Origin of the sequence: Nostoc sp. KVJ20 (genome assembly GCF_001712795.1) — a bacterium.
Taxonomy (GTDB): Bacteria; Cyanobacteriota; Cyanobacteriia; order Cyanobacteriales; family Nostocaceae; genus Nostoc.
Map to the genome: position 1 here is coordinate 99538 of NZ_KV757561.1, position 26411 is coordinate 125948.

Below are 26411 nucleotides of genomic sequence, written 5' to 3' on the forward strand. Positions count from 1 at the left end.
ATTATCAAGCTTTAATGATAATTAATCTCAATAATCTTACCACTAAGTTGTTTGGGAGAAAATAATATATGGTTTTTCAAAGGTTTTTAAGACATGACGAGAGTTCAAAAAAAGATGAGAATGGAAGAAGTTGGTGTACCTCCAACTGAGCCAGAAAGAGAATTTGAAGGTTTTCAATCATGGATTGAAGAAAAATATGGGATTAACTCAGGTCAGTCATGGTCTAAGATAATCCTTTTCTATTCTGTAGATGAGCCTGAGAGGATGTTTGAAAAGTCCTCTTGTCGGTATCAAAAGTTTTAGATCCCCCTAAATCCCCCGATAAATTGGGGGACTTTGACTCCGGTTCCCCCTTTTTTAAGGGGGGTTAGGGATCTAAAGTGCCTAAAATAACAGCGAAACACTTTTCAAACAACCTCTGAGGCACTACAGAAATTTTTTGAATTATTTGAAGAATACTTGAATAGGAATAAGAGTTTAGAAATAGACAAAAATTGTGGTTAAACAGAGAGTATTAAGGTGTGTTATGCCTACGGCATAACACACCTTACTCGCTTTTTCAGCGCCTTTCCAGGATGCTCAATACCCTAATTCAAAAGTCTGGTAATTCTTTTAGAATTGTGAAGCGAATATGATTAATCGCCAAATCACCGATGGGGATATCTTCTTTGGTTAGTCGCGCACCTTGACTTGTCACGGTTTCAAAGGTGATACCTTTGCCAATTTCAATGTGATACCAACATAAGCCCATAAAAAAGCGCGTTGGATAAGGGCCACCTTCACCCACATCATCAGGATTTGATTCCATTGGCAACCAGCCAAAATTCGGGACGTAGAACTCCAGCCAAACATGATTAAAGTCGGGTTGTAGTGGCACTCCTAGTAAGTCACTATGGGGAGGACATTTGTACCTACCTACGGTACGGCAGGGGATGCCATTTAAACGGGCTAGGGCAAGTAAGACACCGACATATTCGCCACAGGAACCAACGCCCCGTTCTAAAACGATATCTGGCGTGTCAATGTAAGGTTTAATACCGTAAGATAATTGATCGTAAACGTAGTTGCGGATGCTGTACATTTTCCGCAGCACATTGGTTTCAGAGCCAATCGCTTCTCTAGCAGCACGGCGAACAATGGTAGTATCCATTGCTAAATCGTCGTCATCCACTAGGTAGCGTGTTTGCAATTCTGGGGAGAGTGCAGGAACGTTTTCCACATCTCTGGGTGTGATGCGATATTTAATGCCTCGAACTTCCAAAAGTGCTTTCCAGCCAAATATATGCCGTTCTCCTGGGGTAAGAGAATCAAATTTAAATACTGCTACACGTTGCCCCTCTATCACTTCTTCGGTAAAGGGTATACCAATGGCTTCAACGTGTTTCACCTTTTGACGCTCAGTTTCCGATGGTAGGGCGATGCGCCATTCCACATCAGGTAAATAAACCTCGTCTAAGGGTGCAATTTCCTCAGCATAAGACATTTCAATGAGATAGCCATTAGAGAGGGCGTAACACTTATCTGGCTGGTAATGATAATACAGGGGATGAATAAAAGTGCGATCGCGGAATGTTAGCTCATGACTCGGATCAGCATTGGGATTGTCCCGAATATAAGGCTCCTCTGAAGCGTAGGCGACGTAAATACTTTCTTTGCCTGTTTCCTCATTTTTATGGATTGCAATACCTGTGGGACATTCAAATGGTGTTAGGACACTGAATTGTAGTTCTCCCGTTGCTCTATCCATCGCGTAAACTGATTGTTCAGTGCGATCGCAAATCCATAGCATTTCCTGGGTTACAGCCAAATTCTCTATCCCAACTCCAGGAGCATAAAATCTGGTAATCTCTTTTCGCGTTTCGCGGTCAAAAACCAGAATGTAGCCCAGCCTTTGGCAACTTACATAAACTGCTGTTTCCCAAACAGCAACGCCATCAGCGGGATAAGGCAATGTTACAAAATGTTCTAGACCCAAAGCATTGAGCTTGCACAAGTAAACACTATTTTCTCGGCTCACCCACAGGGTATCTTCCCACGCAGCTAGACCAGTGACATCAGTAAATTCTTTAACTTGATGGGGATTGAGAATTTTGCTGTTGTCAGAGGTGGGATCAATCTCCAGTAGATGGCCTTTAATACTGTCAATGGCAAGTAGCCTATCTTTGATGAAAGTAATGCCACACAGGGTAGCAGCAGTAAGCGGTCGAATTGTCTTTTGCCCAAACATCTGGCTTGCGGTCGTGGGGAGTGCAAAACTTATATTAAGCATATTTCTTGAATGGTTTAGCACGCCTGGGCAATTCAAAATTCAAAATTCGTCTTGAAAAGTTTGCTAAATCGGGAAACCCTACTGGCACGCCAGTTCGCTTGAGCGAGGAAATACACAAGCAAGTGGCTCAACTTTCGACAAAATTAAAAATGAAGAAATGCAATCGGGCCATGCATCCTAACTATTGATTACGGGATGTAAATGAAAGCAATGGCAGCCTGAAATTAATTGTGGCATATCCTCTGTAACAAAGCTTCAAAGCTCTATTACTCATAATTATCAGTAAAATGTGTTCCGATAAACTCTTTCGTGAGAAATAATACTATCTTAAAAAAAGAATAAATTTACAAATGTTAAAAATTACATATACATTAATACAACTGGGCGATCGCCTTAATGTAACTTTAGAAGATGGAATTCCTGCCATCACTAAATTATGATCGAATTTTGTAACTATTCCTGTGACTTACACGATGTCTGCTAATTCTCTGCCTGAAGGTGCCGCCGTTTGGCATAGTTTAGAAGTTGATAAAGCGTTAGACCTGCTCGATAGTAACGCAGACAGTGGCTTAACACCCCAAGAAATTCAACAGAGATTACAAAAATACGGCCCCAACGAACTCGAAGAAACTGCTGGCCGTAGCACTTGGGAAATTCTGCTGGATCAGTTCAAGAACATTATGTTGTTGATGCTGATTGGCGTAGCTCTGATTTCCGGGATTTTAGACCTGATAGCTTTGCAATCTGGCAGTTTGAAGCCCGGTGAAGTGCCATTTAAAGATACGATCGCTATTTTGGCAATTGTCATCCTCAATGGCATACTCGGCTACGTCCAAGAAAGCCGTGCCGAAAAAGCCTTGGCAGCCCTGAAAAAAATGACCTCTCCCTTGGTGCGAGTCATCCGCGCCGCCAGACTTGTGGAGATAGCAGCCAAGGAACTAGTCCCAGGGGATGTCATGCTGCTAGAAGCTGGGATGCAGATAGCCGCAGATGGACGCTTGATCGAACAGTCGAATTTACAAGTGCGTGAGTCGGCATTGACGGGTGAAGCCCAATCTGTGAATAAACAGGCAACCCTAAAATTGCCCGAAGAAACAGATTTAGGCGATCGCCTAAATTTAGTATTTCAAGGAACCGAAGTTATCCAAGGACGCGCTAAGGTTCTGGTGACTAACACCGGCATGACAACAGAATTAGGCAAAATTGCCACTATGTTGCAGGCGGTGGAAAGTGAACCTACGCCATTACAGCAGCGGATGACTCAACTGGGTAACGTCCTGGTTACGGGTTCTTTGATTCTGGTGGCGATTGTTGTCGTCGGCGGTGTGATCCAAGCAAGAGGTTTTAGCAACATCCAAGAACTCTTGGAAATTTCCTTGAGTATGGCGGTTGCCGTGGTACCAGAAGGTTTACCAGCGGTAATTACCGTTACATTGGCTCTGGGAACCCAGCGAATGGTGCGCCAAAATGCCTTGATTCGCAAACTCCCAGCAGTGGAAACATTGGGTTCTGTAACCACTATCTGTTCTGATAAAACCGGCACGCTGACTCAAAATAAAATGGTGGTGCAATCGGTTTTCACCAATAACAAAACTTTTCGCGTCACCGGCGAAGGTTATGCTCCCACAGGGGACTTTCAGTTAGATGGTCAAACAATTTCCCTAGAGGAGTCTCCAGAAATCTCAGCGTTGTCAGTCGCTTGTGCTGTTTGTAATGATTCGGTGTTGCAAAAAGAACAAGGTGAATGGGCAATTTTAGGAGATCCTACAGAAGGGGCGTTAGTCACCCTGGCAGGGAAAGCCGGAATCGAAAAAGACCAGTGGAACAATAAGTTACCTCGTGTAGTGGAGTTCCCCTTCTCCTCAGAACGGAAGCGGATGAGCGTGATTTCTCAGGTGGAGGGAGTCGCCACAGGTGACGCGTCTTCGAGAGGCGTTGACCCAGCGATCGCTAATTTTCTCCAATCTGAACCTTACTTAATGTTTACCAAAGGTTCTCCAGAGTTAATTTTGGCACGTTCGACTCAAATTCATTTGGGTAATCACTCAGCCCCCTTAACCGAAGAACAACGCCAGAAAATTTTGGCAGAAAATGACCAAATGGCCGGTAAAGGTTTACGGGTGCTAGGTTTTGCCTACAAACCCCTGGCGGACATCCCAGCAGAAGGTTCAGACGAAACATCTGAGCAAGGTTTGGTTTGGCTGGGATTGGTGGGAATGCTAGATGCGCCACGCCCAGAAGTGAGGGCAGCTGTACAAGAGTGCCGAGAAGCAGGTATTCGCCCAGTGATGATTACAGGCGACCACCAATTAACAGCACGAGCGATCGCTACCGATTTGGGAATTGCCCAAGAAGGCGATCGCGTTCTCACAGGTCAAGAATTGCAACGGATGACTGACCAGGAATTAGAGCAAAACGTTGACTTAGTAAGCATCTATGCCAGAGTTTCTCCAGAACACAAACTGCGAATTGTCCAAGCACTGCAACGCCGGGGTCGATTTGTAGCGATGACAGGCGATGGCGTTAACGATGCCCCAGCCCTCAAACAAGCCGACATCGGGATTGCAATGGGCATTACTGGCACTGATGTCAGTAAAGAAGCCAGTGACATGGTGTTACTTGATGACAACTTCGCCACCATTGTCACCGCCACCAAGGAAGGAAGAGTTGTTTACACCAACATCCGCCGCTTTATTAAATACATCCTGGGCAGTAACATTGGTGAAGTTCTGACAATTGCAGCCGCACCTCTAATTGGTTTGGGAGGCGTTCCCCTTACCCCCTTACAAATTCTGTGGATGAACTTGGTGACAGACGGTTTACCAGCTTTGGCATTAGCTGTGGAACCTCCAGAACCGGATGTAATGCAACGTCCGCCTTTTAGTCCCCGCGAAAGTATTTTCGCCAGGGGATTAGGTTCTTACATGATTCGCATTGGGATAATATTTGCCATTATCACCATTGCCTTAATGTGGTGGGCTTATCAACATACCCATGCCCCTGAGTATCAAGGAAATCCCGATACTTGGAAGACAATGGTATTTACTACCTTGTGTATTGCTCAAATGGGCCATGCGATCGCCATTCGCTCTAACAACCGACTGACTATCGAGATGAATCCCTTCTCCAATATCTTTGTACTAGCGGCTGTTGTCGTCACCACGATTTTGCAGTTAATGCTAGTTTACGTCCCACCCCTGCGAGATTTCTTTGGTACTCACTACCTGACTCTAGAAGAATTGGGGGTTTGTATTGGCTTCAGTGCCTTAATGTTTGTGTGGATTGAAGGGGAGAAGATATTTTTGCGGATTATGGGCAAGAAGGCTGTGTAAATTGGGCATGGGGCATGGGGCATGGGGCATTGGTTATTAATCTATTCTCCTCTACCCTTCTCTGCTCTCGTGCTTCTCTTTTGTCTCCCTCGTCTCCAATGCCCCATGCCCAATCTTCACCATGTACCTCAAAACTCTAAACCTCCGACAATTTCGCAATTATCAAGACCAAAAGGTTGAGTTTACTGCTGCCAAAACAATTTTGGTAGGTAATAACGCTCAGGGAAAGTCGAATTTGTTGGAGGCGGTGGAGTTGCTGGCGACATTGCGATCGCACCGAATGGCCCGCGATCGCGATTTGGTTCAAGAAGGGGAAGCCATAGCCCAAATTAATGCCACCCTTGAGCGACAAACAGGCGTTAGTGACCTGACCTTAACTCTCCGGCGCAATGGTCGCCGTAGCGTTGCTATCAATGGCGAGTCTATCCGCCGTCAAATGGATTTTCTCGGCGTTCTCAATGCAGTCCAATTTTCCAGCCTGGATTTAGACCTAGTACGCAGTGGGCCGGAAGGTCGCCGAAACTGGTTAGATACACTCTTAATTCAACTCGAACCAGTTTATGCTCACATTTTGCAGCAGTATAACCATGTGTTACGCCAGCGCAATGCCTTTTTAAAACGCCATATAGAAACCTTGGATGCAACATCTCTACACTCAGAATTAGCGGTGTGGGATGCACAGTTAGCTACCACAGGAACCAGGGTCATTAGACGACGCGATCGCGCCATCCAAAGATTAGCTCCTATTGCAAGTGCTTGGCACGCCAGTATTAGCGGCAGTACAGAAGTTCTGCAAATTAATTACGTGCCGAATATTCCCTTAGAAGATAACCGTCTAGAGGAAGTGCAACAAGCTTTTTTAGCAAAAATTCAGCAGCGAGCGATCGCTGAAATGCACCAAGGCACTACCCTTGTTGGCCCCCATCGCGACGAAATAGAATTAACTATTAACCAGACACCCGCTCGTCAATACGGTTCTCAAGGTCAACAACGAACGCTGGTTCTAGCCTTAAAATTAGCCGAATTGCAATTAATTGAAGAAGTCGTCAAAGAGCCACCATTGCTATTACTTGATGATGTTCTTGCCGAACTCGATTTATCCCGTCAAAATCAATTACTTGATGCCATTCAAGATCGCTTTCAAACCCTAATTACTACCACTCACTTGGGTTCTTTTGATTCGCAATGGTTGAAGTCTTCCCAAATTCTTTTTGTAAAAGCAGGAGAAATAATCCAACAGTAATGTATAAATTACGAATTATTCTAACCTTTTAAAAACGTTGAGAACTACAAAAGTCAGCAGAGAAGCGATTAATCCTAACTGCCATAAACCGCAGCCAGCAGCAATTCCCAATGCAGCCGAAACCCAAATCGCCGCTGCTGATGTAAGTCCGTGAATTTCAAGTCGCTGTGATTCTTGGGAAGATTGGCGCACAATTTCTCCAGCACCGAGAAATCCTATACCAGTTGCAATCCCCTGAATCACCCGGCTAATTGCATCCCTCTCAATCACCCGACTGACTTCATCAGGACTGGTTTGTAGTCCTCCTGTTTGCATAATTGTCAAAATAAAAATGGCTGAACCAAAACTCACCAGCATGTGAGTTCTTAAACCGGCTGGTTTGCGTCTAATTTCGCGGTCTAAGCCGATTATTGCTCCAACAAGCAATGCAATGCATAGCCGGAAGCTTATATTCAGCCAATCATCAGTTGCAAGGTAGTAAGTGTTTGACAATGCTTAGTCTGGTATAGAGTATTCTATATACTAGGTTAACTGGTAATATTTTTATTAATGGAGTTTAATCCAATGAGTTTAGTACGATAGCCTATCTCGTATTTGGATTCTATCGACTTAGTAATGCTTTTTAAGCCACTAAATTAATATCTTCCATTATTAGGATTATTTTTCAGTAATATATTCTTTCGGTAAATAAATTGAGGTTTGCATTGCGAAATTATGGCAGTGATCATAATTTAGGCAAACTATATGAATTTTAAGTTTATTAAATAGTTTTTGAGCTATTTTAAATAACTTATACTATAAAATTTTACCTTAAATTGCTAGATTTAACCCATACACCTAATAATTAAATATGATACCGCCATGTAGAATCTCGTAAAAGAACTAAACCCCTACTTTTAGGGAAAGGAGGCAAAATGAAGCCAAAAATTTGATTTCCAAAGGAGTTGAACTACAGTAATACATCGTGTAACGAGCAATTAGCCACTAACAAGGTCGGTAAATTCAACGTAAATGCTGGAAACTATTCCTATTGAGGAGTACTGATTCAGTAGTCAGTGGATTGACGGCTGATAATGTACCAGGAGGGAATAGCTATGGCTACAAATAGACAACTGACAACTAACAAATTGAGTGGATAAACTCTACTGGCTAGACCAAATTAAACTACAAGACCGTGCCAAGGTAGGTGACAAAGCGTTTTACTTGAGCAAAATTATCCAGCGTGGCTATCCGGTAGTGCCTGGTTTTGTGGTTTCAGCGGAAATTTTACGACAATTTCTCGAAAATCTCAATAGTTCAGAGTCATTAGTAGCAGACTTACCCCATTCTTCATTACACCTGGATGTCACTAATTGGCGTCAACTTCAGCAGGTGGCTAGTCGCTTGCGCCAAGAAATTCTCACTGCGACTGTCCCACAGGAGTGGGTGAGTACAATTTTCCAAGCAGCTAGAGAATGGCAAACTGGCTGTTTGATTCTTCGACCGACTTTAGCAGTATCAACTGCTAACCCAGGGATGAAGAATATATCGGGTTTGCTGGAGTCGGTATTTTGTGAGTGCGAACCCGAAGCGATCGCTTTTGCCCTAAAGCGTACCTGGAGCCAGATATTTCGGGCGAGAAGTTTATTATATTGGCAGCATTCAGGAATTAATCTGCAACAAACTAATCTCGCCGTTTTGGTGCAACCTGTTGAGAATGCGATCGCCAGTGGCTCGCTCACAGCAAAGCCTTCTGGGTGGGAAATTGAGGCTACTTGGGGATTAGGAATTGCGATCGCTCAAGGTGAAGTCCAACCAGATATCTACTACATTCAACAAGAAAGTGGGGTTGTGCTGGAGCAACAACTAGGCAATAAAATGCTGGCTTATGGTGTTGATGATGCAACGCCTAGAGCTTTTTCGCAACCCGTGCCGAACTCAGTGCTAACAACAGATCACACTTGTCTGAGTACCTATCTAATTCAGGAAGCGCAACAAAAACAGTACTCTTTACAAGAACAATACTTACAACAAATAATTGCTCTAGGAACTCAACTGGTGAGTGAACTGGGTAAAACCTTCACCATTAAATGGACTATTGCTGGGCACAATACATCTGGCAAACTCTACATCACACAAGTTAGTCCTCTCCAATCTGTAATTCCCCACTTACACTTCATTCGGGGACTAGGAGCAGCCGGGGGACGTGTTGTGGCAAATGCCCTGGTAATTATTAATCCGCAACAGAAACCCGAACAACTACCCAAGGGAGTGATTTTAGTAGTACCAACGATTACACCTGATTGGTTGCCATTATTGCAACAAGTTGCTGGTATTATCACAGAACAAGGGGGATTAACCAGCCATGCGGCAATTCTGGCGAGAGAATTAGGTATCACAGCAGTAGTAAACGCCACATCTGCCACCACTTTAATTCAAACTGGCGAACGACTGCTGCTTGATGGCGACAGAGGAGAAGTTTATCGGATCAAAGGAGATTCAAAGGAGGAGATGGAGAAAGGAAGAGAAGAAAATCTTCTTTCCCCCCATCACCCCAAGCCAAAAGTCCCCCATCCTGCTGTTACGTTTCATCTACCTATGATTGCTACCCAACTACTGGTTAATTTAAGTCAGTCCACTTTAGTAGAACAAGTGCAAAGCTTGCCTGTGGATGGGGTGGGATTGTTACGCTCAGAATTGATGGCACTAAATATATTGAATGGGCAACATCCTAATAGTTGGATTTTAAGCGGGCGTCAGCCAGAATTATTAGAGCTATGGTCTGAGCAAATTATGCAGTTTGCGCGTGCCTTTGCACCAAGACCAGTATTTTATCGTTCTTTAGATTGGCGATCGCAGGATTTACCATCATTGAGTGATAATTTAGAATCTTCGTCCCAGTCGATGTTAGGTGAACGCGGCACTTTTAGCTATTTACGAAATCCCGCAGTATTTGAGTTGGAACTGCAAGCTTTGGCGAGTGTACAGCAAGCTGGCTACAGCAATGTCAACCTACTATTGCCCTTTGTGCGGACTGTGGAAGAATTTGTCTTTTGTCGTCGTAAAGTTGAGCAAGCTTTTTTAACCGAGGTGGCGCAATTTCAACTATGGATGATGGCAGAAGTGCCAAGCGTCCTATTTTTATTGCCAGAATATGTCAAAGCAGGTGTAGCTGGAATTTCTATTGGTACAAATGACCTGACCCAATTATTGCTTGGAGTGGATCGAGAACAAGGACAGCTAGCAAGAGTATTTAACGAACGTCATCCAGCAGTGATGAGTGCGATCGCTCAACTGATCCAAATGGCTCAAACTGCCGGTATCCCTTGTTCAATCTGCGGTCAAGCACCAGCCCTCTATCCAGAAATCATCGATAAGTTAGTGGAATGGGGTATTACTTCCATTTCCGTGGAACCAGAAGCCGTGGAGCGAACATATCAAGCGATCGCTCGTGCCGAACAACGTCTGATTTTAGCAGCAGCACGACGAAAACTGCATTAGTTAAGAGTGATTCAATTTTGGATTGAAGGAAAAATCTAAAATTAGCAGAGTTATATAAAAATTGAAAATGTTTTTAATCATAACACCAATTTTAAAAAAGAATGCAACAAATAAACCATTTGTAGAGACGCGATTCATCGCGTCTTTTACCCAAGGATGTGTTGAACCATTAATTGAATTGGCATAAGTATACATATTAGTAAATATGATAAATACTCCTGAGTGTTATGAAAATATTAGTTACTGGCAACGCAGGAATGATTGGTTCAGTTGTTGAAAAAGTTTTGCGTGCTGACGGATGTGAAGTGATTGGCTTTGATATAGCAAATGGTCATAATATTCTGAATTCAAATGAAATTAGTTCAGCACTTGTTGGCTGCGATGCAGTTATTCATCTTGCAGCACTACTTGGAAACTCTGAAGATACGCCGGATGAAATAATGTCAGTCAATCTTCTCGGAACTTGGCATGTTTTAAGAGCAGCAGCAGAGGCAAAACTCAAACGTGTTGTTTTCTTCAGCAGTGTTGATGTATTAGGAATCTTTAAAGGTGAAAGAAAACCGGATTATCTTCCTTTGGATGACTATCATCCTTGTTATCCAACTACCCCTTATGCAGTTTCCAAGCGGCTTAGTGAAGAAATGTGCAGATATTTTACCGATAGCACAGGTATCCCAACTATTTGTTTGCGACCACCTGGTGTCTTTGATGAAGAAACTTACGATTTTATTATTTCTAATCGGCAAGCTAATCCCGATTTTGAGTGGAATCCGTTTTGGGAATACGGCGCTTTTCTGGATGTGAGAGACGCAGCAGAAGCAGCACGATACGCTTTACACTGTCCTAATCCTGGTCATGTTACCTTGCTACTATGCGCTGATGACATTTCTTCGGCGCATCAAACTAGTAAAGAAATGGCTCAATCTCTACTACCTGAAGTGGATTGGCGCGGAGGTGGTGAATATGAAAATGAACCTTACAAAGCCTTGATTAACACCCAACTTGCTAAAGAAGTCCTTCAATGGGTTCCGCGTTATAAATGGCGACCATGAGTTTGGAAATTTTCTGCTAAAGTTTTGAGTTCAGCAATTTTAACTTTGGCGTTGCTGATTGAAAGTATGAATTAGCCTCACGCAAGAGTAAGTCAATCACTTAGACTATCTCAGCAGAATTGTTACGGTAATTATTTAATGATTCTAGCTGTAACAGCCATGTATTGAAGTGGGGACACCTACTCCGAATTACTTCTAGTCCTATTTGTTCAGCCAACTGTGGCCCAAAAGCAGACTTCGCTTTTCCATAATCAGGAAACTGAGCGATGATGCGTTTACTGGGAGCTGTTTGCTGTCCGTCGTTGATCAACTCAGGTGTTTCATATTGATTAGCGATCACCTGGAGAGCCTCAATCTCCCTTGTACGAAGAGCATCAAGATATTTAAAGCACGTTGGATCAGCAAAAAGGTATGCCTCGTATTCATGTAACTGAATGTACGGGATAAATCGGTAATCACCGATATCCTCTGCAAAGCGTTGCTCTAGAAATTCGACCCGTTGTACAGGATTTTGGCGCAGACTCTCAGCTTCAGCCAATCCAGGAAAATCAGGAGCAATAGCATACAAATCAATCATCGTAGTAAAGAACACCTTAGAGCCTTTCTCTTGATTGAGAAAGCGCACGATGTCATCCTTCATAGGCTTGTACTTTCGACCACCACCGCGATGCACATGACCTTTCTTTCTGGCATGAGCAATCAACATAATCTTGTCCATAAAAACACTATGTTGAGCAAGATATAGTTTAAGGATGTTATCGGCGAATGTCTGCTCCGTTTGTCCTTCAGCAAATAGGTAGAGGCGCACCATCAATGCGGTCCTCCGCCAATGATATTTTTCTCCCAGACTTCTCCCAGAGTGTACTCGTCGAGCCAAGCTTCTAATTCTGTGGGATTGAGCCGCTTGAATTGTGACTCTTTACCCTCTCGGTTGACCGCAATCACATCTTCAGGATCAAAATTATCCAAGAAAGAACTAGATTGGGTGCTGATAAGAATTTGCGTATGAAGCGAAGCCTTGCTAAACAAGCCAGCCACAACATTTAGAGCATAGGGATGAAGACCTAGTTCTGGTTCATCAACAACAATCAGTTTTGGTAGTTTATCCTCTGGCTGTAAGAGTAGTGTTGCCAGACACATAGCGCGTAAAGTGCCATCTGAAAATTGATGGGGTCCAAATACCCGATCTGAATCCTTTTCTTGCCAATTCAGAATGACACGATTAGATGCATCTGGCTCAAGAACAAAGTCATCGAAAAATGGTGCAATTAAACGGATTGTTCCGATAATACGTTGATAAACTGAAAAATTGTCTTCGCGGAAATTCAGAAGTAATGCAGCTAAATTTCCGGCATCAGGCATGAGCCATCGGTTATCGCCAACGTAGCAAGATTGCCGCACTTCTGCCGTAGAAGATGTATCGTGAAAGTGATATACACGGCAACGATCAAGCAAGTACTTAAGCGTCCTGGCTGTTTGTTTACCTTCCTCTGCTGCTTCACTAATTTTTGTTTCCTGATGACCTGCACCCAACTGGTCAATCCTTGGGGATGTCCAACCCATTTGCAGAAAGCTCAATGTCTCTTGGGCGAAGATCAGCGTATCACCTGCGGCATGGAATAACCGCAGATCATAGGTATCCACCCCGTTTTCGACTTCAAACTCCAGTTTTGCTTCTATCTGAGGAGTTATCTTGGGCCCAAAGTGCAAGAGCGACTGAGCACGCCCTGACATACCAATATATTGTTGGAAGCGTCCAGCCATCATCTCATTAAGCATCTTGAAGAACGAGATGAGATTGCTTTTGCCTGCTCCATTTGCTCCAATCAAAATATTTAAAGGGCGCAACTCAATATCAATAGCCTTAATAGACTTGAATCCGTTAAGGGTTAATCGTTGCAGCCTGTTCAAAAGTCGGTCTCCTGAATCTATAAATTAAAGTATATTAAGTAGAATCTTGGTCATTTTACCTTGTTATTATACAACGAGCAATAATAGTTATCATTGGTGTTGTATACAGCACATTCAACTTTATACAACACCATCAAAATGTTCAATATCGGTAAATCGCCGCAACGGCTGTGCTATATGGAATCTGTTCAAAGGGAACAGCGTAAACCGTACCACCGTTTAATAAAGTATGAGCAGCAACAAAATCCAACAAATCCTCATCACCAGTTTCTTTTTCTGGATGCAAATAAACCGTTTCTGAGGTCGGATCGAATAAACCCCACTGTTGCTGACCAACTGCAACTAGTAAGGAATCGACTCGTTGGTAATAAGCCGCTGAGACAATTTCTTTGAGGTTGTTTGATGCTTTACCAGTATCACCGCCAAAGAATTCGTGAAATTGCTCCAAAACCTCTTGCTGCGACTTTTGGAAATCAGCCTCGACAATTGGCCAAGCTTGGTCATGTAACTCTTGGGCGCTGAGTATCTCTGGATTACCGATGATAGCTTCATCCATTAAATGCTGGTAAGTATTTGCCTGTCTATATAAAGGCAAGAGATACTCTACCCCAGCCAGTACCAAAGGGGCTTTTTGCAATTTTAGTTTTTCGTGCAATGCGCCATCAATAATCTGAAAGAATTGTAGTATGTATTCTTGTTGTTTATCCTTTTCAGGGCTTCCCTGTCCGTGAAACGTACCTGGTTGCGAAAAGGAATTGGCGGTTCCCCCTCTTGATGTTGCAAGCCGGAACTGACCTTCTTTAGCAGTCTCGTCTTTTTGCAAAGCTTCATCTAGACTTTTAGGAAGATTTTCTACTTCCACCTCATTGACGCTGTAGCGTGTTCCTTCAAAGAACCTGACATCTTGTTGGCTCAAAGCCAGGATATAAAAGCGACCATTGCCATTTAAAATTGGCAGCAGTGGCTTGATGTGAAATCGATCTGTAACCACGACCAACTCTTGAAAATCAATTGGTAGCGTGTAATAGCGAAAAATATTTTCAGAAATAAAAATCGCCAGCCCTTGCTCTCCTTTTTGCTCCCAAAACTCTTGGGTATCAATTTCATGGGATTTTTCTAGCAATGCGATCGCTTCTTTCTGTTCTAAACCCGCATCAATTAAACGATTCTCCGCTTCCTTGAGCAAATTTTTAAAGCGAATGGGGTCTTGTCGCACTTCTGCCCCGACTGGATGTGTTGGCATATAAATTGAAACACAATTTCCTTTTGGTTGTTCTATTAATGTCTTGATCTCCTCTCTAGAAATTAATTGCATATTAATATCCCTCCTATCAACGTGACCAGATGCATCAGACCATCGATATTAAATGATCTGATGGGACGTTATTCTCAGATGGCGACGGTTGAAGTTCAACCTTTGCCTCTGAGTTTATTTCACCTCAAGGAGGCTTTAGTTGCATCTTTCTTTTGATAGGCAATATTCATGTTTGAGAATTACTAATTAAAACCCAAAATTTAAAAGCCAAAATAGCCACATTTATCAAATGTTTGGCGTGTTAGAGTTTGCGCGTTCTGAGTTTATCCCTATTCTACTATCTCGTTGACTAAGACCTAAAGTTACTCTTTTCATAATCCAGTACAAACCTGCAAGTACCACAAAGGTGATAGCAATAATCACCAAGGGCTGTTTCCCAAGAATTTCTTCTACCCCTTTGGTAAGTAAAGCATCCGGTTGAGTAATAAAATCCCAACTGTTGAAACGTAAAAATCGTCCCCAATAGACACCAACCGCACACAGAAAATGAGTAATCAACTCAACGCGCCAAATCCACTGGCTTTTACCGATGCGATGTAAGTAGTGACCCCAATTAATTAACGATATTACATAAGCTTCAAATCCACCGAGAATTACTAGCAAATATACAGGAATGAGGACTAAAGTAATTATCCAAACCGATTGAATCGTGCGGATATCATCTATCAAATGAATTACATCGGTCAACAAATATGGTGCATTTGGTAAGAAAGCGTAGAAAACTAAGAATCCTAGCCACCAAAGCCAAGTGCCACCGCGTCTCATGCGAAATAGCCACACACTCAAAGCCAAAGGTATAAAAGCCAGAAATAAATTCCAAGTCATCCATCTCATATTAATTTGCAATACCTGCACAACTCTGGCTATCAATTCTTCTTTCATAGGTGCTTACTCGGAAGATATTTGATTGATGTATATTCACTCTAGTGATTGATTGATAAACTTTTTTTAGTCCCCCAAGAAAATTACTTTTCTCCAATACCAGACAATATTGTTGTGTCACTTAAAAGTAAATGCACACTGAATATATGTCCAAAGTTTAGAGTTTTTGTATGTTTCATGCTGGGAGATGAAATTTGTCAATCAATCGGCTTAAGTCACTAGTATAGCCAGAAAATCATCAGGGTAAAATCTACCACCGAAAGGAAGTCTGAGCAACAAAAACGTTGCGAAAACTTCTGGCGGACTCTTTTAATTGCAATGTTGCTCCTGTCCTGGCTATTATATTGATTTCATTTTGCCTTGCTAGAGTTCCAGAAGTACCCAAAGTTTTTGTCAAGTCAGTTTTGCTTAGGGCGGGCGAGACGCCACTGGTGTCAACTTAACGCGAAACCGCACGTCCGCCAGGGATTGTAAATCCCTGTCTCATAGCTAAAGTCCTCTGAAGAGGACTTCATAGCGCAAAAATTTTCAGTCTACTTCAGTAGACTTGAGCAATTAGTCAGGGATTTACAATCTTTGGCGGGTGAACAACACCCAATCAGTACGCTATTTTTGGCTTAAGTTGACACCAGTGGCTTTTCGTCCCACCCGGTTGGATATTTTTATGTGAAAGTCCTTAACTAACGCCATGTGCGACTTTATCTCAAACCTAACCCCCAACTCCTTCCCTACTAGCGTTGGGGAGCAAAAATCAAAGCCTCTCTCCTTTTAGGAGAGAAGTTTGGAGAGAGGTCAGAATATTAACTTGCACATCGCGTTTAACTAACGCAGTAGCACTCGACTACGGGGGCCGATCGCTTGTTTGGGTGAAGCGGATATTGCACAACTCTGGGCAGAATCCTGTAAACAAGCAGCTTGAGCTAGGGTTGCAGGGTTGACTTCCAGGGAATTACCACTACTGAATTCTATATTAGGTGTAGTAGAGAGTGATGGAGAATTAGATCCAGATGTGTAGGTTGTAGGTGTCGAGGAAGCGATCACATTACCATCACTAACTACAGGCGTAGGAGCGATCGCATTACCACCACTAACCACAGGTGTAGGTGCGATCGCATTACCACCACTAACTACAGGTGTAGGTGCGATCGCATTACCACCACTAACTACAGGTGTAGGAGTGGGTGTGCTACCACCATCAATTACTAGTGGGGGAATGGGTGTACTACCACCGCTAATTACTGGCGGTGGAGTAGGTGTGTTACCACCACTAACTACGGGCGGGGGAGTGGGTGTGCTACCACCGTCAACTACGGGCGTGGGAGTTATGAGAGTTGCAGTTGCAGGTACTTTGATTTGTATTCTTGCTAGGGGTGCGTTAGTCATTTCCAAAGATGTCACCTTTGGGGAACCTGGGAGATCAGACTTGAAATCAAAGACTGTGGGGGTTGCACTACCATTGCGATCGCTATATCGCACTCCATATCCACTCACTTCAAAAGTTCCCTGATACTGGTTTCCAGTCTTGGGATCGGTGACAATTCCAGTGTATAAGGCTTTTGTGAGATTAAATTCATCCTGAACTACTCCTTGAAATGTAGTTCCTGCCAATCTTCCCTGGTACTTATAGGGTGTCAATTCACCGTCAGAGAGAATCGGCGAAGTCAGAACGCCATTGAATGAGACAATCGGAATGCCTTTAAAGTCAACATAATAATGCAGACTTCCATCGTTACGTGTTCTTACTTGTACATAATCTGACTTGTATACAGGAACGTAATTAGGATTATTATTAGTTCCTAAGTTCCGCGAGTAAGTTCCTGTGTTGTCTGTATCAATACGAGTAGTGCTTTGATTGAAATTGGGATTAATGCTGGGAAGTTGGATAGTGCCTGATAATGTCCCAGTGCTTTGGATTGTAATTTGAGCAAAAGCACTTGTTCCACCTAAACCGATGAAGGCTGCGGCTAAACTGCTGCTGCTAACAACTGCACAACCCAATTTAGTGAATGAATCTAATTTCATGAAAAATTTGCTCCTTTAATCACCTATGAAAAAAATACGCATAGGTTTAGGTACGATTTTTCCTTGCTATCACTGGATAATGAAAGCATACGATACTGGATCAATCCGTATCTAAACAGCGTATTTGATTACATTTACATCAGTACAAAATTAAAACCGGAAAGTAGCTCTTAATGTCCCAACGACTAATGCATCGTTAGCAGAATTGTGATCGGGATTGAAAATGACAAATAAGCCGGGAGTCAGGGCGATATTGTCGCTCAGTTGGGCGCGGTAAAAAACTTCTACGTGAATTGATGTGTCAGTACGTCCGCCTGCTGTCCCCCCATCAGAAAAGTTGGGAAAATTTAAGCCTTCGGGTAAAGTACTAGAAGTAATTTTGGGCGGTTGTCCAACGAGAACGCCCCCTAAATTTCCAGAACGCAGCAAGTTGGGAAAGGCCGCGAATACCATCCAGTTGGTAGTTTCCACACTTCCAGAAAGGTTAACTGGTTTGGAGGAAGTAAAGCCACCCCAACCGCCCAACTGCAAGTTAGGGTTAATTCGCCAAGCAACGGTAGCACCAATTGCTTGAGTATCAAAAGCTGTAGGATCTGCAAAAGGCGAAATTAGTTGAGAATCGCCGATACCACTTCCCAGTAAGCCATCTGGGGAGTGGGAATAAAGATAATGTATGCCGACATCAATGTTATTAGTGGGTGCTAAACTTAACTGAGCGCCAGCAGTAAATCTACCGCCAAATAGTCCACCTTGCTTGATGTTGCCAGGAAAACTGGGGATTTCTGAACTATAAACGCCTTGGAAACTGATGCGATCGCTAATTTGCCAATCAAAGCCGATACCACCAGTGCCGTTACCAATACTTAAAATCGGGTTCCGCTGACCAAATAGAGAAATTGCACCGTCGCTAGAACCTTCTAAAGGGCTAATACCGCGAAAAGTGTTGATGGGGTTGACTCCCGCCGTACCTACGACGATTCCCAAGTTATCCGAAGCAAGAAATCGATAAGATAAGTCACTAACAACTAGATTGTTGTCTGTATTTGACTCGAAACCTAAGCGTCCCATATTGGTGGATAGCAAAGATGCAGTAGAACCCAAATTCCCCGCAGATAGACCTGTTAACAGCAAATCTCGCCCTGTAAACGACGTTGCTAAGGTTAGTTGGGCGCTACTTGTGAAAGTTAGATTGGTTTTTCCCTGGCGTTCAGGGACTCCATCTCTCGGAAACAAATCTACATCGGGGCTATTGGTTCCCTGAACGCTAAAAATGGCTTGACCAAATAATCTGGTAGTTGTGGAAAACTGATTCCCTTGTAATTCACTAGTTTGGTTTTCCACAGCCTCGACACGTTGCTGTAATTGTTGCAACTCTGCTTTGAATTCGCCTTGCAACCTTTGCAGCAGGATTAAATCTTCATTATTAACAGTAGTATTAACTTGATTGTTAGCGATAGCTTCGTTAATCTTTTCCAAACAAGCATTTAAACCAGCCGCAAATTCATAACGGCTAATGGTACGATTTCCCAGATAAGTACCATCAGTATATCCCGCAATGCAGCCATAGCGTTCTACCAAAGACTGCAAAGCATCAAAAGCCCAATCAGATGGTTGCACATCTTCAAGTTGCGACACTGAGGTGACTTGAGACATTGGGTTGTCTGAGTCTGGGGGATGGGGAGATAGAGAGAATTCTTCTATGTTCTTCTGGTTCTGTGCAATTTCTGTTACAGGTTGAGTATTTTTTAATTCAGGTAAGTTAGGAGAACTGATAAATTGAATTTTCTCTCTGCTTTTTTTAAGTATATTTTCGTACTTATTATTTATAGCTGATGAAGTGGTTATATCTGGCTGCACAAATTCAGGCGGTGTAATTTCAGCAGGTGAGACAACTTGAGGTAAATTTTCCTCTGTTGACTCCTGCACTGGAATGTCTGAAGTAATTACAGGCTGTTCTGGTAAATTGAGGGCAGAGATTGGCGCTGTTACTAGCACACTCGCCATCAGTAGACTAATATCACTCATGGTATTTCATTTGACTTGCACCACTATTTCTTTTGACAGAGAAACTTGGTGTATATCAGGAAGGTTTATAAAAAAAGAGTGATAAAAATTACTAGAAATGAGCGAGGAGTTTCAGGTTTCAGAAGGCAGTCCCGATGAAAAAATTTCACAGCCAAGTATGAAAGAGGGATTAGGGACTGGGGACTGAGATTGTAACTTATACATTTTTCAGAAAATATTTCTTTGGGTAGTAGAGTTATCGGCTGAAAAAGCAAGATGGTTAACGCAGGAGGTAGGTAGAATGCGTCAACTGATTATTCAAGTGCCACGAGGAAACGGAAAAGCTGTTATCGATATTGCCAAATCTCATCACGGCACAAATCTGGCTCGATTAGAAGGAAATGCAGAAGAACCGATTGATGTGGTGGGTGACACCTCTAGTTGATGTCAACGTGCTATAGGACTCATATTTGATTTTTGAAAAAACTCAGTACAACTAAGAAGCCTTCTTGACTGTTGCCTATTGCCTGCCTACGCAAATCAGTTCAGAAATCAAAGCGGATTCCTACAGAAAACCCTGCTATTAGCCGATAATACCAATTATCTAAAAACCAACAGCAGATTCAAATCCAGAAATTCTGATGAAATATGACTTTCTCAATTACGAATTACGACTATGAGTAGTTAAAAGTTTTCCAAAAAAACAATCCCTAGAAAGAGAACGCAGCGAAATCGATTCAAGTGCTTCAAGGTGAAATCGCAGCGTTGCGGCAGGAAATTCAAGAATTATTGCATCAGAATTTACAGCGATAACATTAGCAAAGATTAATTGGTGAAGAAATTACATGAATGCAGCAATCTCCACAGCTTGGGACAAGGTTCAAAGCATGATTAACGGGTTCATAGCTTTAGTCCCGAACATTGTCTTAGGGTTAATTGTCTTCATTTTCTTTTTGTTTATTGCTAGCAGAATTAAGGCACTGGTTAAGCGGTTAACTCGCAACCGTCGCTCCGCTCGGAATCTGGGATTAGTACTGGGAAGGTTAGCCCAAGGGGTAACAGTTTTGATTGGCTTGTTTATCGCCCTATCCATTGTAATTCCTACATTTAGAGCCGGTGATTTAGTGCAACTTTTGGGAATTAGCGGTGTTGCAATTGGTTTTGCTTTCCGCGATATTCTACAAAACTTCTTAGCTGGGATTTTAATTTTGCTGACTGAACCTTTTCAAATTGATGACCAAATTGTTTTTAAAGGCTTTGAGGGAACTGTTGAAAATATCGAGACACGCGCAACAACAATCAGAACCTATGACGGTCGGCGAATTGTGATTCCTAACTCGGAATTATTTATCAATTCTGTCACGGTGAATACTGCCTTTGACAACCGCCGATTAGAGTACGATGTCGGCATTGGCTACAACGATGACACTGATCTAGCCAAGCAGTTGATGTTAGACGCAATGTATAGCGTAGACGAGGTTTTAAGAGAACCCGCTCCTGATGTACTGGTAATGGAACTTGCTGAAAGCACAGTCAACATCCGTGTGCGTTGGTGGATTAATCCACCGAGAAGGATAGACTCTCTTCAATCACGGGACAAAGTACTGTCTGCAATCAAGAAAAAGTTAGTCGCTAATGGTATTGATTTGCCCTTTCCAACTCAACAAATTCTATTTCATGACCAAACCGAAGAGACAGATGGAAACCGCTCCCATCAGCGTGAAGGTTGGCCATCTGGTAAAGGTGAAGTACCAAAACCCCGCCGGATCAGCGATTCACTCAGGTTACTTGCTCAAGAGCGTTTCTCACAAGATGGCAACAATAAGGTAGATTCTAAAATTAACGAAAAATGAGAAACGTCAAGTTAAGCAAACTTTGGGATCAGATTCACTCAAGTTACTGGTTTATACCATCTGTCATGGCGGTAGCATCTCTTGCTCTGGCTTTCATCATGCTAAGTCTGGACCGCACAGACAAGGTAGAAATTGATTATTGGTGGATATATACTGGTGGAGCAGATGGAGCGCGATCGCTACTCGGAACTGTTGCAGGTTCGATGATCAGCGTTGCTGCTACAGCTTTTTCAATTACAATCGTGGCGCTTCAGCTTGCTGCTTCTAACTTTGGCCCCCGCCTACTGCGTAATTTTATGCAGGATACGGGTAATCAGGTTGTACTTGGTACATTCATTGCGACGTTCATCTACTGTTTACTCGTACTGCGGACGATTCATGGAGAAGGAGATGGATATGAAGAGTTTGTGCCACAACTTTCGGTTACAATCGGCACTTTACTGGCAATTATTAGTATTGGTGTATTGATTTATTTTATTCATCATGCTTCAACAATAATTCAGGCATCTTATGTAATCCAAAATGTTAGTGAAGATTTACATTCAGCAATTGAGCGGCTATTTCCAGAAAAAATTGGGTGTGGTGAATCAGAAGATAGCCTTGGAGTTGAAGAAATTCCAATGTCTTTTGAGGAAGAAGCTTTACCGATTCGAGTTAATGGCACTGGTTATTTACAAGCTATAGATCATGAAGAATTGATAGACATTGCTTGTAAACATAATTTGCTAGTACGTCTTCAGACTCGACCGGGAAAATTTTTGGTTCAAGGTGGCGATTTAGTCTTAGTTTTCCCTGGTGAAAAAGTAAATAAAAAACTTACCAAACAAATCAATGATGCCTTTATTTTGGGTAAAGAACGTACAGAGCAACAAGATGTAGAGTTTCCAATTGATCAACTAGTAGAAATTGCTCTGCGTGCCATTTCTCCTGGAATAAATGATCCATTTACCGCTATTCGCTGCATTGACCGAATTAGCGCTGGATTGTGTCACTTAGTTCAAAGAAATTTACCTTCACCCTACCGCTACGATCACAATAAAATATTACGCATAATTGCCGAAGGAGTAGATTTTCAAGGATTGGTTGACCGTGCTTTTAACCAAATTCGGCAGTATGGAAAGTCGGATGCAGGAGTAACTATTAGGTTGTTAGAAGCTATAGCTACTATTGCCAGCTACACAAACAATAGTAAATACTGTCAAATCCTACAATATCATGCTGAGAAGATTTTGCAGGATAGTCATGAGGAGCTATCACAAGAACAAGACCGCAAAGACGCACAAGAGCGTTATTCTGCCGTAATTAAAACTTTAGACTGCAAAGGTGCGATTAAAAATTGGGATTAATCAAAAAAATTAATTAGCTTGGATGTCACAATAGGCTTGCTTACACAATTATCAGCAGCGATCGTAAATATCTGCTTCTAAATTATCAACCAAAAATAGCACTGCTAGAAATTGCCCTTGTGATCCCAATTCCCGAAAATCCTGATACATATAGATTTATCGTAGGGGAGCATCCACTTTTGGAAGAAAGCCCAAGTAGAGCAATGCTCCTCATATACCCCAAGCTAGATTATTCTGGCTCGCTACAATACTTATTCATCTGATTGACTAACGTATCTGACTGCTTACCAACAGTTGTAGCTGCTGTTGTCAGTGTTGAATCAATTTCGGCTCTAGCCTTTTGAATTTTTTCTCTACCAGGTGCCGAGGCTTCTGCTGTCTTGGTCGCACCCAGGGCCCTACCAGCTTTAGCGATCGCTTGACTGAGATTTTGAAAAATCTTGACAAAACCACTTTGAAATTCTTTCAGCTTGGGGTCTGTTAAATTCAGTTCCCCAATGGATTTAGTCACAAATTCTAAATCTTTAGATAGCTGTATGCTAGTTATGACTTGCGTTCCTTTATTTTGATCAATCAGAGAAGTGCCGGCATTGACAACTCGAATTAGTCGCTGGCATTGAGAGACTTTATCTTCACTGCAACTAGTAATTAACAAAGCGATGCTCAGACTAACAGGAGCAAGAACACTATATTTATGTAAAACAGACATTAACACTCCAACAGCAATAAGACCGAGAATATAGTATCCAATATTACTAATAAATAAGTTATTTGGGCATGGGGTATTGGGCATTGGGCATTGGGCATTGGGCATTAATTAATAATTTTTCTTCCCCTGCTTCTCCTTGTCCCATTGTCTCCTTGTCCCATTGTCCCATTGTCCCTATGCCCCATGCCCCATGCCCCATGCCCCATGCCCCATGCCCAAATCACCAATCTATCGGCAAACCCAACTGGTCTAAAGTAGTACCATCTTGCAAAAGTGGCTGAATATCACTGTCTATTTGAATGCGACCACCAGCCAGCACTAAAGCGCGTTGAGTAACTCTGCCTAACCAATGTAGGTCATGGGAGGCAATTAATATCACCTGCACGGGTAACTTTAACAACACTTGGGCCAAATGACGCCGCCACGCTGGATCAAGACCGCTGGTTGGCTCATCCAAAATTAGAATTGTCGGGTCTAGGGCTAAAATCGAGGCTAGGGCGGCTAGGCGTCTTTGTCCACCAGAGAGTTCATGGGCGGAACGATTGGCGTAGGCTTCGAGTCCAAAATCAGCTAATAATTGTCGGGCGCGATCGCTTGCTTCTGCTGGTGACACACCATAGTTACGTGGCCCAAAGGTAACATCTTCCAAGATGGTGGGCATAAATAATTGGTCGTTGGCATCTTGGAAGCTAAAGCCGATTTGACGACGCACTTGGGGTAAAGTTTGCGGTTCTACGGGGATACCATTAATTGTAATTTTCCCAGATTGCGGTTGTTTTAAGCCGATCAGGTTCTCTAGCAAGGTACTTTTTCCGGAACCTGTTGCTCCCATCAACGCCACGCGATCGCCTTTATTCAAGGTAAAAGATATTTCTTGTAATATCGGCTCCTGGCGAGAATATGCATACACCAGGTTCTCAACCTCGACTACAGCTGTGTGGGGATTAGAAGTTAATGATTTCAAAATTTACAAACTCAATATTACTGCGTAAAGAGGTTGGGAGTTGGGAGTGGGTTAAATTTTGTAAGAAGTTAGGGTAACAACAGCAGCGATCGCCCAAGCTACTAATAAGGCAAAACGTTCTTTTGGTCTGAGGGTAGAATCTATGGGCAATTGTCCGTTGTAACCACGAGCTACCATTGCCGCGTAGACTCGCTCTGCTCTATCTAGACTACGGAGATACAAGGCTCCAATCATGGCGACACTCGCATAGCGCAGCCATCCAGCAGTTCCAGTCAAACCGCGTAATTGGGCGCTACGCCGCATCCGGTTTACTTCTGAGAGCAAAATTTCCATGTATTGCCCAGCTAACAACAAGTTTTCCTTTAAAGGTGCTGGTACTGGTAAACTTTTGAGGGCAATGCCAAAACTGTGGGGTGGTAAGGTTAGCAAAAAACTATTCATGGTAACCAGACAAACCAGCGAACGAACCAGCAAAAAAGTGGCTCGTTCCCATCCCTGGGGCAATGCCAGCAATGACAAAAAAATCAATTCTGTGCCGAGTAATCCTCCCAACTGGCGAATTGGGACGCGCAAGAAGCAAGCCCATAAAATTGCGATCGCGCCATATACACTTAGTCCATACCAGGCAGAATGCTTTAATAAAGCTGCCCCTACCACAATCACTAAAGATAGTTGCAAGCGTAGCGGTAAGGAAAGTTTAAGCATTCTTTGGTTTTACTACCTTGGCAATTGCAAAGGCAACAGCAAAGCAAACCGCAGATCCCACAAGTCCAGCGATACTAGTGCCAATTGGCCCTAAACCCTCAATCCCATAGTCAGCTAAGGGGGTTGGCACAATTATCCGTACTTTCTCGGCTAAGTCGATGAAGCCCGTATTTTCGGCAACTTTCTCTAAACCATCGGGCCACGCTGAGGCAAAGAGTGAGAGGACTCCGGCAATTAAGAAAATGGTGACAATAGGCACTGACCAACCGCGAAACTCCTGCTGTTCCCCCGGTAATAAATCTGGTCGAGCGGTGGCCAGATAAGTCAGCACACCCCCGGTTATCAGCCCTTCGCCAATGCCGATCAAAATATGCACACCTGTCATGGCTGGTAAAACTATAGCTACAGATGCAGTTCCAGAAAGGGCTAACTCAATGGCTGCTGCTACTGCTGCTACCACCACACTCACACCAGCGGCTATCCCAGCAGCTAAAGGTAAGCGCCCTTTAGATCCCCCAAACAACCGTTGCAAGGTTTCGGTTAAAACCCAGCCTACCCAAACACCAATCACTCCCATGTTCAAAATATTTGCGCCCAAGGCAGTAATACCACCATCAGCAAATAACACAGCTTGAATAATTAACACTGTGGCGATACACAACGTCCCTGCCCAAGGACTGCCCAAAACGATCGCAGCTAAGGTTCCCCCCAACAAGTGACCACTAGTACCTCCTGCTACCGGAAAATTGACCATCTGGGCGGCAAAAATGAAGGCGGTGGTTAGTCCCAATATCGGCGCACGACGAATACCAAAAGCTTCTTGCGATCGCCCAAAGGCAATAAAAAGTGCTGCTACACTAGCTAAACTAGTAGCCCCTGCTACTGGAACAGAAACAAATCCATCAGGAATATGCATGATCTACCCTGTATTTTTAGATGTTCACTTACTCAACACAATCAATAAAACTACGCCATCAACGCCATCAATTTAATAACAAACAAAATTCTTCGCTTTTTTGCAATGCCCTATTGGGGGATTTTGTAGTGTTACTTTTGACATATTTACAATCCGATATCTACTCAATAGTATACTTATTTATTAAGTAGTTAAATTTTGTTAAGTTTATTTTTTATCGAACAAAATTCAGGAGTCAAGAGTCAGAATTCAGCAATGTTTTCTGTATGACTGGCAGATGAATAACCGGGTTTAAGACCCCCACAAAATCTACGATTTTGTGGTTTTCAAGACGCTCCAGGATGAGCTAACGCTGCGCTATCAGTCGCGGGTATGAATCCCCGACTGATAGCGAGTCTTGTCTACGAC

The 26411-nt window shown here is 42.9% G+C and carries 21 protein-coding genes; 8 read left to right on the top strand and 13 right to left on the bottom strand.

The window, feature by feature from the left end:
- The first annotated feature begins 93 nt into the window (after nucleotides 1-93).
- Entirely contained in the window at nucleotides 94-303 is a 210-nt protein-coding gene (locus A4S05_RS04520; RefSeq protein ID WP_069068629.1) for a hypothetical protein, read from the top strand.
- A gap of 289 nt (nucleotides 304-592) precedes the next feature.
- Here A4S05_RS04520 and A4S05_RS04525 read toward each other — a convergent pair whose 3' ends face one another.
- On the bottom strand, nucleotides 593-2269 hold the full coding sequence (locus A4S05_RS04525; RefSeq protein ID WP_176726915.1) for a transglutaminase-like domain-containing protein: 1677 nt from the start codon (nucleotides 2267-2269) through the stop codon (nucleotides 593-595).
- Nucleotides 2270-2742: 473 nt separating this feature from the next.
- Here A4S05_RS04525 and A4S05_RS04530 point away from each other — a divergent pair, with 473 nt between their 5' ends.
- Together A4S05_RS04530 and recF are read left to right on the top strand one after the other, a co-directional pair.
- A complete protein-coding gene (locus A4S05_RS04530; RefSeq protein ID WP_069068630.1) occupies nucleotides 2743-5601 on the top strand; it encodes a cation-translocating P-type ATPase in 2859 nt (952 codons plus the stop codon).
- Nucleotides 5602-5722: 121 nt separating this feature from the next.
- Nucleotides 5723-6844: a DNA replication/repair protein RecF gene (gene recF, locus A4S05_RS04535; RefSeq protein WP_069068631.1), complete on the top strand. Its 1122-nt coding sequence runs from the start codon at nucleotides 5723-5725 to the stop codon at nucleotides 6842-6844.
- A gap of 15 nt (nucleotides 6845-6859) precedes the next feature.
- Here recF and A4S05_RS04540 read toward each other — a convergent pair whose 3' ends face one another.
- Complete coding sequence (locus A4S05_RS04540; RefSeq protein ID WP_069068632.1) at nucleotides 6860-7336, bottom strand: MgtC/SapB family protein; 477 nt, start codon at nucleotides 7334-7336, stop codon at nucleotides 6860-6862.
- 639 nt (nucleotides 7337-7975) lie between these two features.
- Between A4S05_RS04540 and A4S05_RS04545 the strand changes: the two genes are divergently transcribed.
- Together A4S05_RS04545 and A4S05_RS04555 are read left to right on the top strand one after the other, a co-directional pair.
- Nucleotides 7976-10324 carry a putative PEP-binding protein gene (locus A4S05_RS04545; protein WP_069068633.1) on the top strand — a complete coding sequence of 783 codons (2349 nt, stop codon included), beginning with the start codon at nucleotides 7976-7978 and terminating at the stop codon, nucleotides 10322-10324.
- 227 nt (nucleotides 10325-10551) lie between these two features.
- Nucleotides 10552-11376, top strand: coding sequence for an NAD-dependent epimerase/dehydratase family protein (locus A4S05_RS04555; protein ID WP_069068635.1), 825 nt, complete (start codon nucleotides 10552-10554; stop codon nucleotides 11374-11376).
- A gap of 100 nt (nucleotides 11377-11476) precedes the next feature.
- Here A4S05_RS04555 and A4S05_RS04560 read toward each other — a convergent pair whose 3' ends face one another.
- The 6 genes from A4S05_RS04560 to A4S05_RS04585 form a co-directional block, all read right to left on the bottom strand.
- Nucleotides 11477-12187 (bottom strand): DUF4276 family protein, encoded by a 711-nt coding sequence (locus tag A4S05_RS04560; RefSeq protein ID WP_069068636.1) that lies wholly within the window; start codon nucleotides 12185-12187, stop codon nucleotides 11477-11479.
- Entirely contained in the window at nucleotides 12187-13287 is a 1101-nt protein-coding gene (locus tag A4S05_RS04565) for an AAA family ATPase (RefSeq protein ID WP_069068637.1), read from the bottom strand. The genes A4S05_RS04560 and A4S05_RS04565 overlap by 1 nt, the downstream gene beginning before the upstream one ends.
- 142 nt (nucleotides 13288-13429) lie before the next feature.
- Nucleotides 13430-14602, bottom strand: a complete 1173-nt coding sequence (locus A4S05_RS04570) for a baeRF6 domain-containing protein (RefSeq protein ID WP_069068638.1) — start codon at nucleotides 14600-14602, stop codon at nucleotides 13430-13432.
- A gap of 225 nt (nucleotides 14603-14827) precedes the next feature.
- The gene (locus A4S05_RS04575) at nucleotides 14828-15484 is read right to left on the bottom strand and encodes a DUF1361 domain-containing protein (RefSeq protein WP_069068639.1); all 657 of its coding nucleotides are present in this window, start codon (nucleotides 15482-15484) and stop codon (nucleotides 14828-14830) included.
- A gap of 822 nt (nucleotides 15485-16306) precedes the next feature.
- Nucleotides 16307-17506: a hypothetical protein gene (locus tag A4S05_RS04580; RefSeq protein ID WP_069068640.1), complete on the bottom strand. Its 1200-nt coding sequence runs from the start codon at nucleotides 17504-17506 to the stop codon at nucleotides 16307-16309.
- 150 nt (nucleotides 17507-17656) lie between these two features.
- Nucleotides 17657-19531 (bottom strand): iron uptake porin, encoded by a 1875-nt coding sequence (locus A4S05_RS04585; protein WP_069068641.1) that lies wholly within the window; start codon nucleotides 19529-19531, stop codon nucleotides 17657-17659.
- Between the two features lie 280 nt (nucleotides 19532-19811).
- Here A4S05_RS04585 and A4S05_RS41335 point away from each other — a divergent pair, with 280 nt between their 5' ends.
- The 3 genes from A4S05_RS41335 to A4S05_RS04595 all read left to right on the top strand — a co-directional run bounded on the left by A4S05_RS41335 (nucleotide 19812) and on the right by A4S05_RS04595 (nucleotide 22709).
- Nucleotides 19812-19955, top strand: a complete 144-nt coding sequence (locus A4S05_RS41335) for a hypothetical protein (RefSeq protein WP_176726905.1) — start codon at nucleotides 19812-19814, stop codon at nucleotides 19953-19955.
- Between the two features lie 400 nt (nucleotides 19956-20355).
- Complete coding sequence (locus tag A4S05_RS04590) at nucleotides 20356-21363, top strand: mechanosensitive ion channel family protein (protein ID WP_069068642.1); 1008 nt, start codon at nucleotides 20356-20358, stop codon at nucleotides 21361-21363.
- Nucleotides 21360-22709 carry a DUF2254 domain-containing protein gene (locus tag A4S05_RS04595; protein ID WP_069068643.1) on the top strand — a complete coding sequence of 450 codons (1350 nt, stop codon included), beginning with the start codon at nucleotides 21360-21362 and terminating at the stop codon, nucleotides 22707-22709. The genes A4S05_RS04590 and A4S05_RS04595 overlap by 4 nt, the downstream gene beginning before the upstream one ends.
- A 229-nt stretch (nucleotides 22710-22938) precedes the next feature.
- Here the strand turns inward: A4S05_RS04595 and A4S05_RS04600 are convergent, their stop codons facing one another.
- The 5 genes from A4S05_RS04600 to A4S05_RS04615 are packed head-to-tail and all read right to left on the bottom strand — an operon-like array spanning nucleotide 22939 to nucleotide 26003.
- Nucleotides 22939-23418, bottom strand: a complete 480-nt coding sequence (locus A4S05_RS04600; RefSeq protein ID WP_069068644.1) for a hypothetical protein — start codon at nucleotides 23416-23418, stop codon at nucleotides 22939-22941.
- A 58-nt stretch (nucleotides 23419-23476) separates the two neighbouring features.
- Nucleotides 23477-23617 carry a hypothetical protein gene (locus A4S05_RS41340; RefSeq protein WP_176726906.1) on the bottom strand — a complete coding sequence of 47 codons (141 nt, stop codon included), beginning with the start codon at nucleotides 23615-23617 and terminating at the stop codon, nucleotides 23477-23479.
- 21 nt (nucleotides 23618-23638) lie between these two features.
- Nucleotides 23639-24382: an energy-coupling factor ABC transporter ATP-binding protein gene (locus A4S05_RS04605; RefSeq protein ID WP_069068645.1), complete on the bottom strand. Its 744-nt coding sequence runs from the start codon at nucleotides 24380-24382 to the stop codon at nucleotides 23639-23641.
- A gap of 51 nt (nucleotides 24383-24433) precedes the next feature.
- Nucleotides 24434-25087 carry an energy-coupling factor transporter transmembrane component T family protein gene (locus tag A4S05_RS04610; RefSeq protein WP_069068646.1) on the bottom strand — a complete coding sequence of 218 codons (654 nt, stop codon included), beginning with the start codon at nucleotides 25085-25087 and terminating at the stop codon, nucleotides 24434-24436.
- Nucleotides 25080-26003, bottom strand: coding sequence for an energy-coupling factor ABC transporter permease (locus tag A4S05_RS04615; RefSeq protein ID WP_069068647.1), 924 nt, complete (start codon nucleotides 26001-26003; stop codon nucleotides 25080-25082). The genes A4S05_RS04610 and A4S05_RS04615 overlap by 8 nt, the downstream gene beginning before the upstream one ends.
- Nucleotides 26004-26411 lie beyond the last annotated feature (408 nt).

What these genes read in the sequence shown, in the direction of transcription:
- A4S05_RS04520 (WP_069068629.1), top strand. Translation starts at nt 94, where the DNA reads ATGACGAGAGTTCAAAAAAAGATGAGAATGGAAGAAGTTGGTGTACCT.
- A4S05_RS04525 (WP_176726915.1), bottom strand. Translation starts at nt 2,269, where the DNA reads ATGCTTAATATAAGTTTTGCACTCCCCACGACCGCAAGCCAGATGTTT.
- A4S05_RS04530 (WP_069068630.1), top strand. Translation starts at nt 2,743, where the DNA reads ATGTCTGCTAATTCTCTGCCTGAAGGTGCCGCCGTTTGGCATAGTTTA.
- recF (WP_069068631.1), top strand. Translation starts at nt 5,723, where the DNA reads ATGTACCTCAAAACTCTAAACCTCCGACAATTTCGCAATTATCAAGAC.
- A4S05_RS04555 (WP_069068635.1), top strand. Translation starts at nt 10,552, where the DNA reads ATGAAAATATTAGTTACTGGCAACGCAGGAATGATTGGTTCAGTTGTT.
- A4S05_RS04560 (WP_069068636.1), bottom strand. Translation starts at nt 12,187, where the DNA reads ATGGTGCGCCTCTACCTATTTGCTGAAGGACAAACGGAGCAGACATTC.
- A4S05_RS04570 (WP_069068638.1), bottom strand. Translation starts at nt 14,602, where the DNA reads ATGCAATTAATTTCTAGAGAGGAGATCAAGACATTAATAGAACAACCA.
- A4S05_RS04575 (WP_069068639.1), bottom strand. Translation starts at nt 15,484, where the DNA reads ATGAAAGAAGAATTGATAGCCAGAGTTGTGCAGGTATTGCAAATTAAT.
- A4S05_RS04580 (WP_069068640.1), bottom strand. Translation starts at nt 17,506, where the DNA reads ATGAAATTAGATTCATTCACTAAATTGGGTTGTGCAGTTGTTAGCAGC.
- A4S05_RS04585 (WP_069068641.1), bottom strand. Translation starts at nt 19,531, where the DNA reads ATGAGTGATATTAGTCTACTGATGGCGAGTGTGCTAGTAACAGCGCCA.
- A4S05_RS41335 (WP_176726905.1), top strand. Translation starts at nt 19,812, where the DNA reads ATGCGTCAACTGATTATTCAAGTGCCACGAGGAAACGGAAAAGCTGTT.
- A4S05_RS04590 (WP_069068642.1), top strand. Translation starts at nt 20,356, where the DNA reads ATGAATGCAGCAATCTCCACAGCTTGGGACAAGGTTCAAAGCATGATT.
- A4S05_RS04595 (WP_069068643.1), top strand. Translation starts at nt 21,360, where the DNA reads ATGAGAAACGTCAAGTTAAGCAAACTTTGGGATCAGATTCACTCAAGT.
- A4S05_RS04600 (WP_069068644.1), bottom strand. Translation starts at nt 23,418, where the DNA reads ATGTCTGTTTTACATAAATATAGTGTTCTTGCTCCTGTTAGTCTGAGC.
- A4S05_RS41340 (WP_176726906.1), bottom strand. Translation starts at nt 23,617, where the DNA reads ATGGGGCATGGGGCATGGGGCATAGGGACAATGGGACAATGGGACAAG.
- A4S05_RS04610 (WP_069068646.1), bottom strand. Translation starts at nt 25,087, where the DNA reads ATGCTTAAACTTTCCTTACCGCTACGCTTGCAACTATCTTTAGTGATT.
- A4S05_RS04615 (WP_069068647.1), bottom strand. Translation starts at nt 26,003, where the DNA reads ATGCATATTCCTGATGGATTTGTTTCTGTTCCAGTAGCAGGGGCTACT.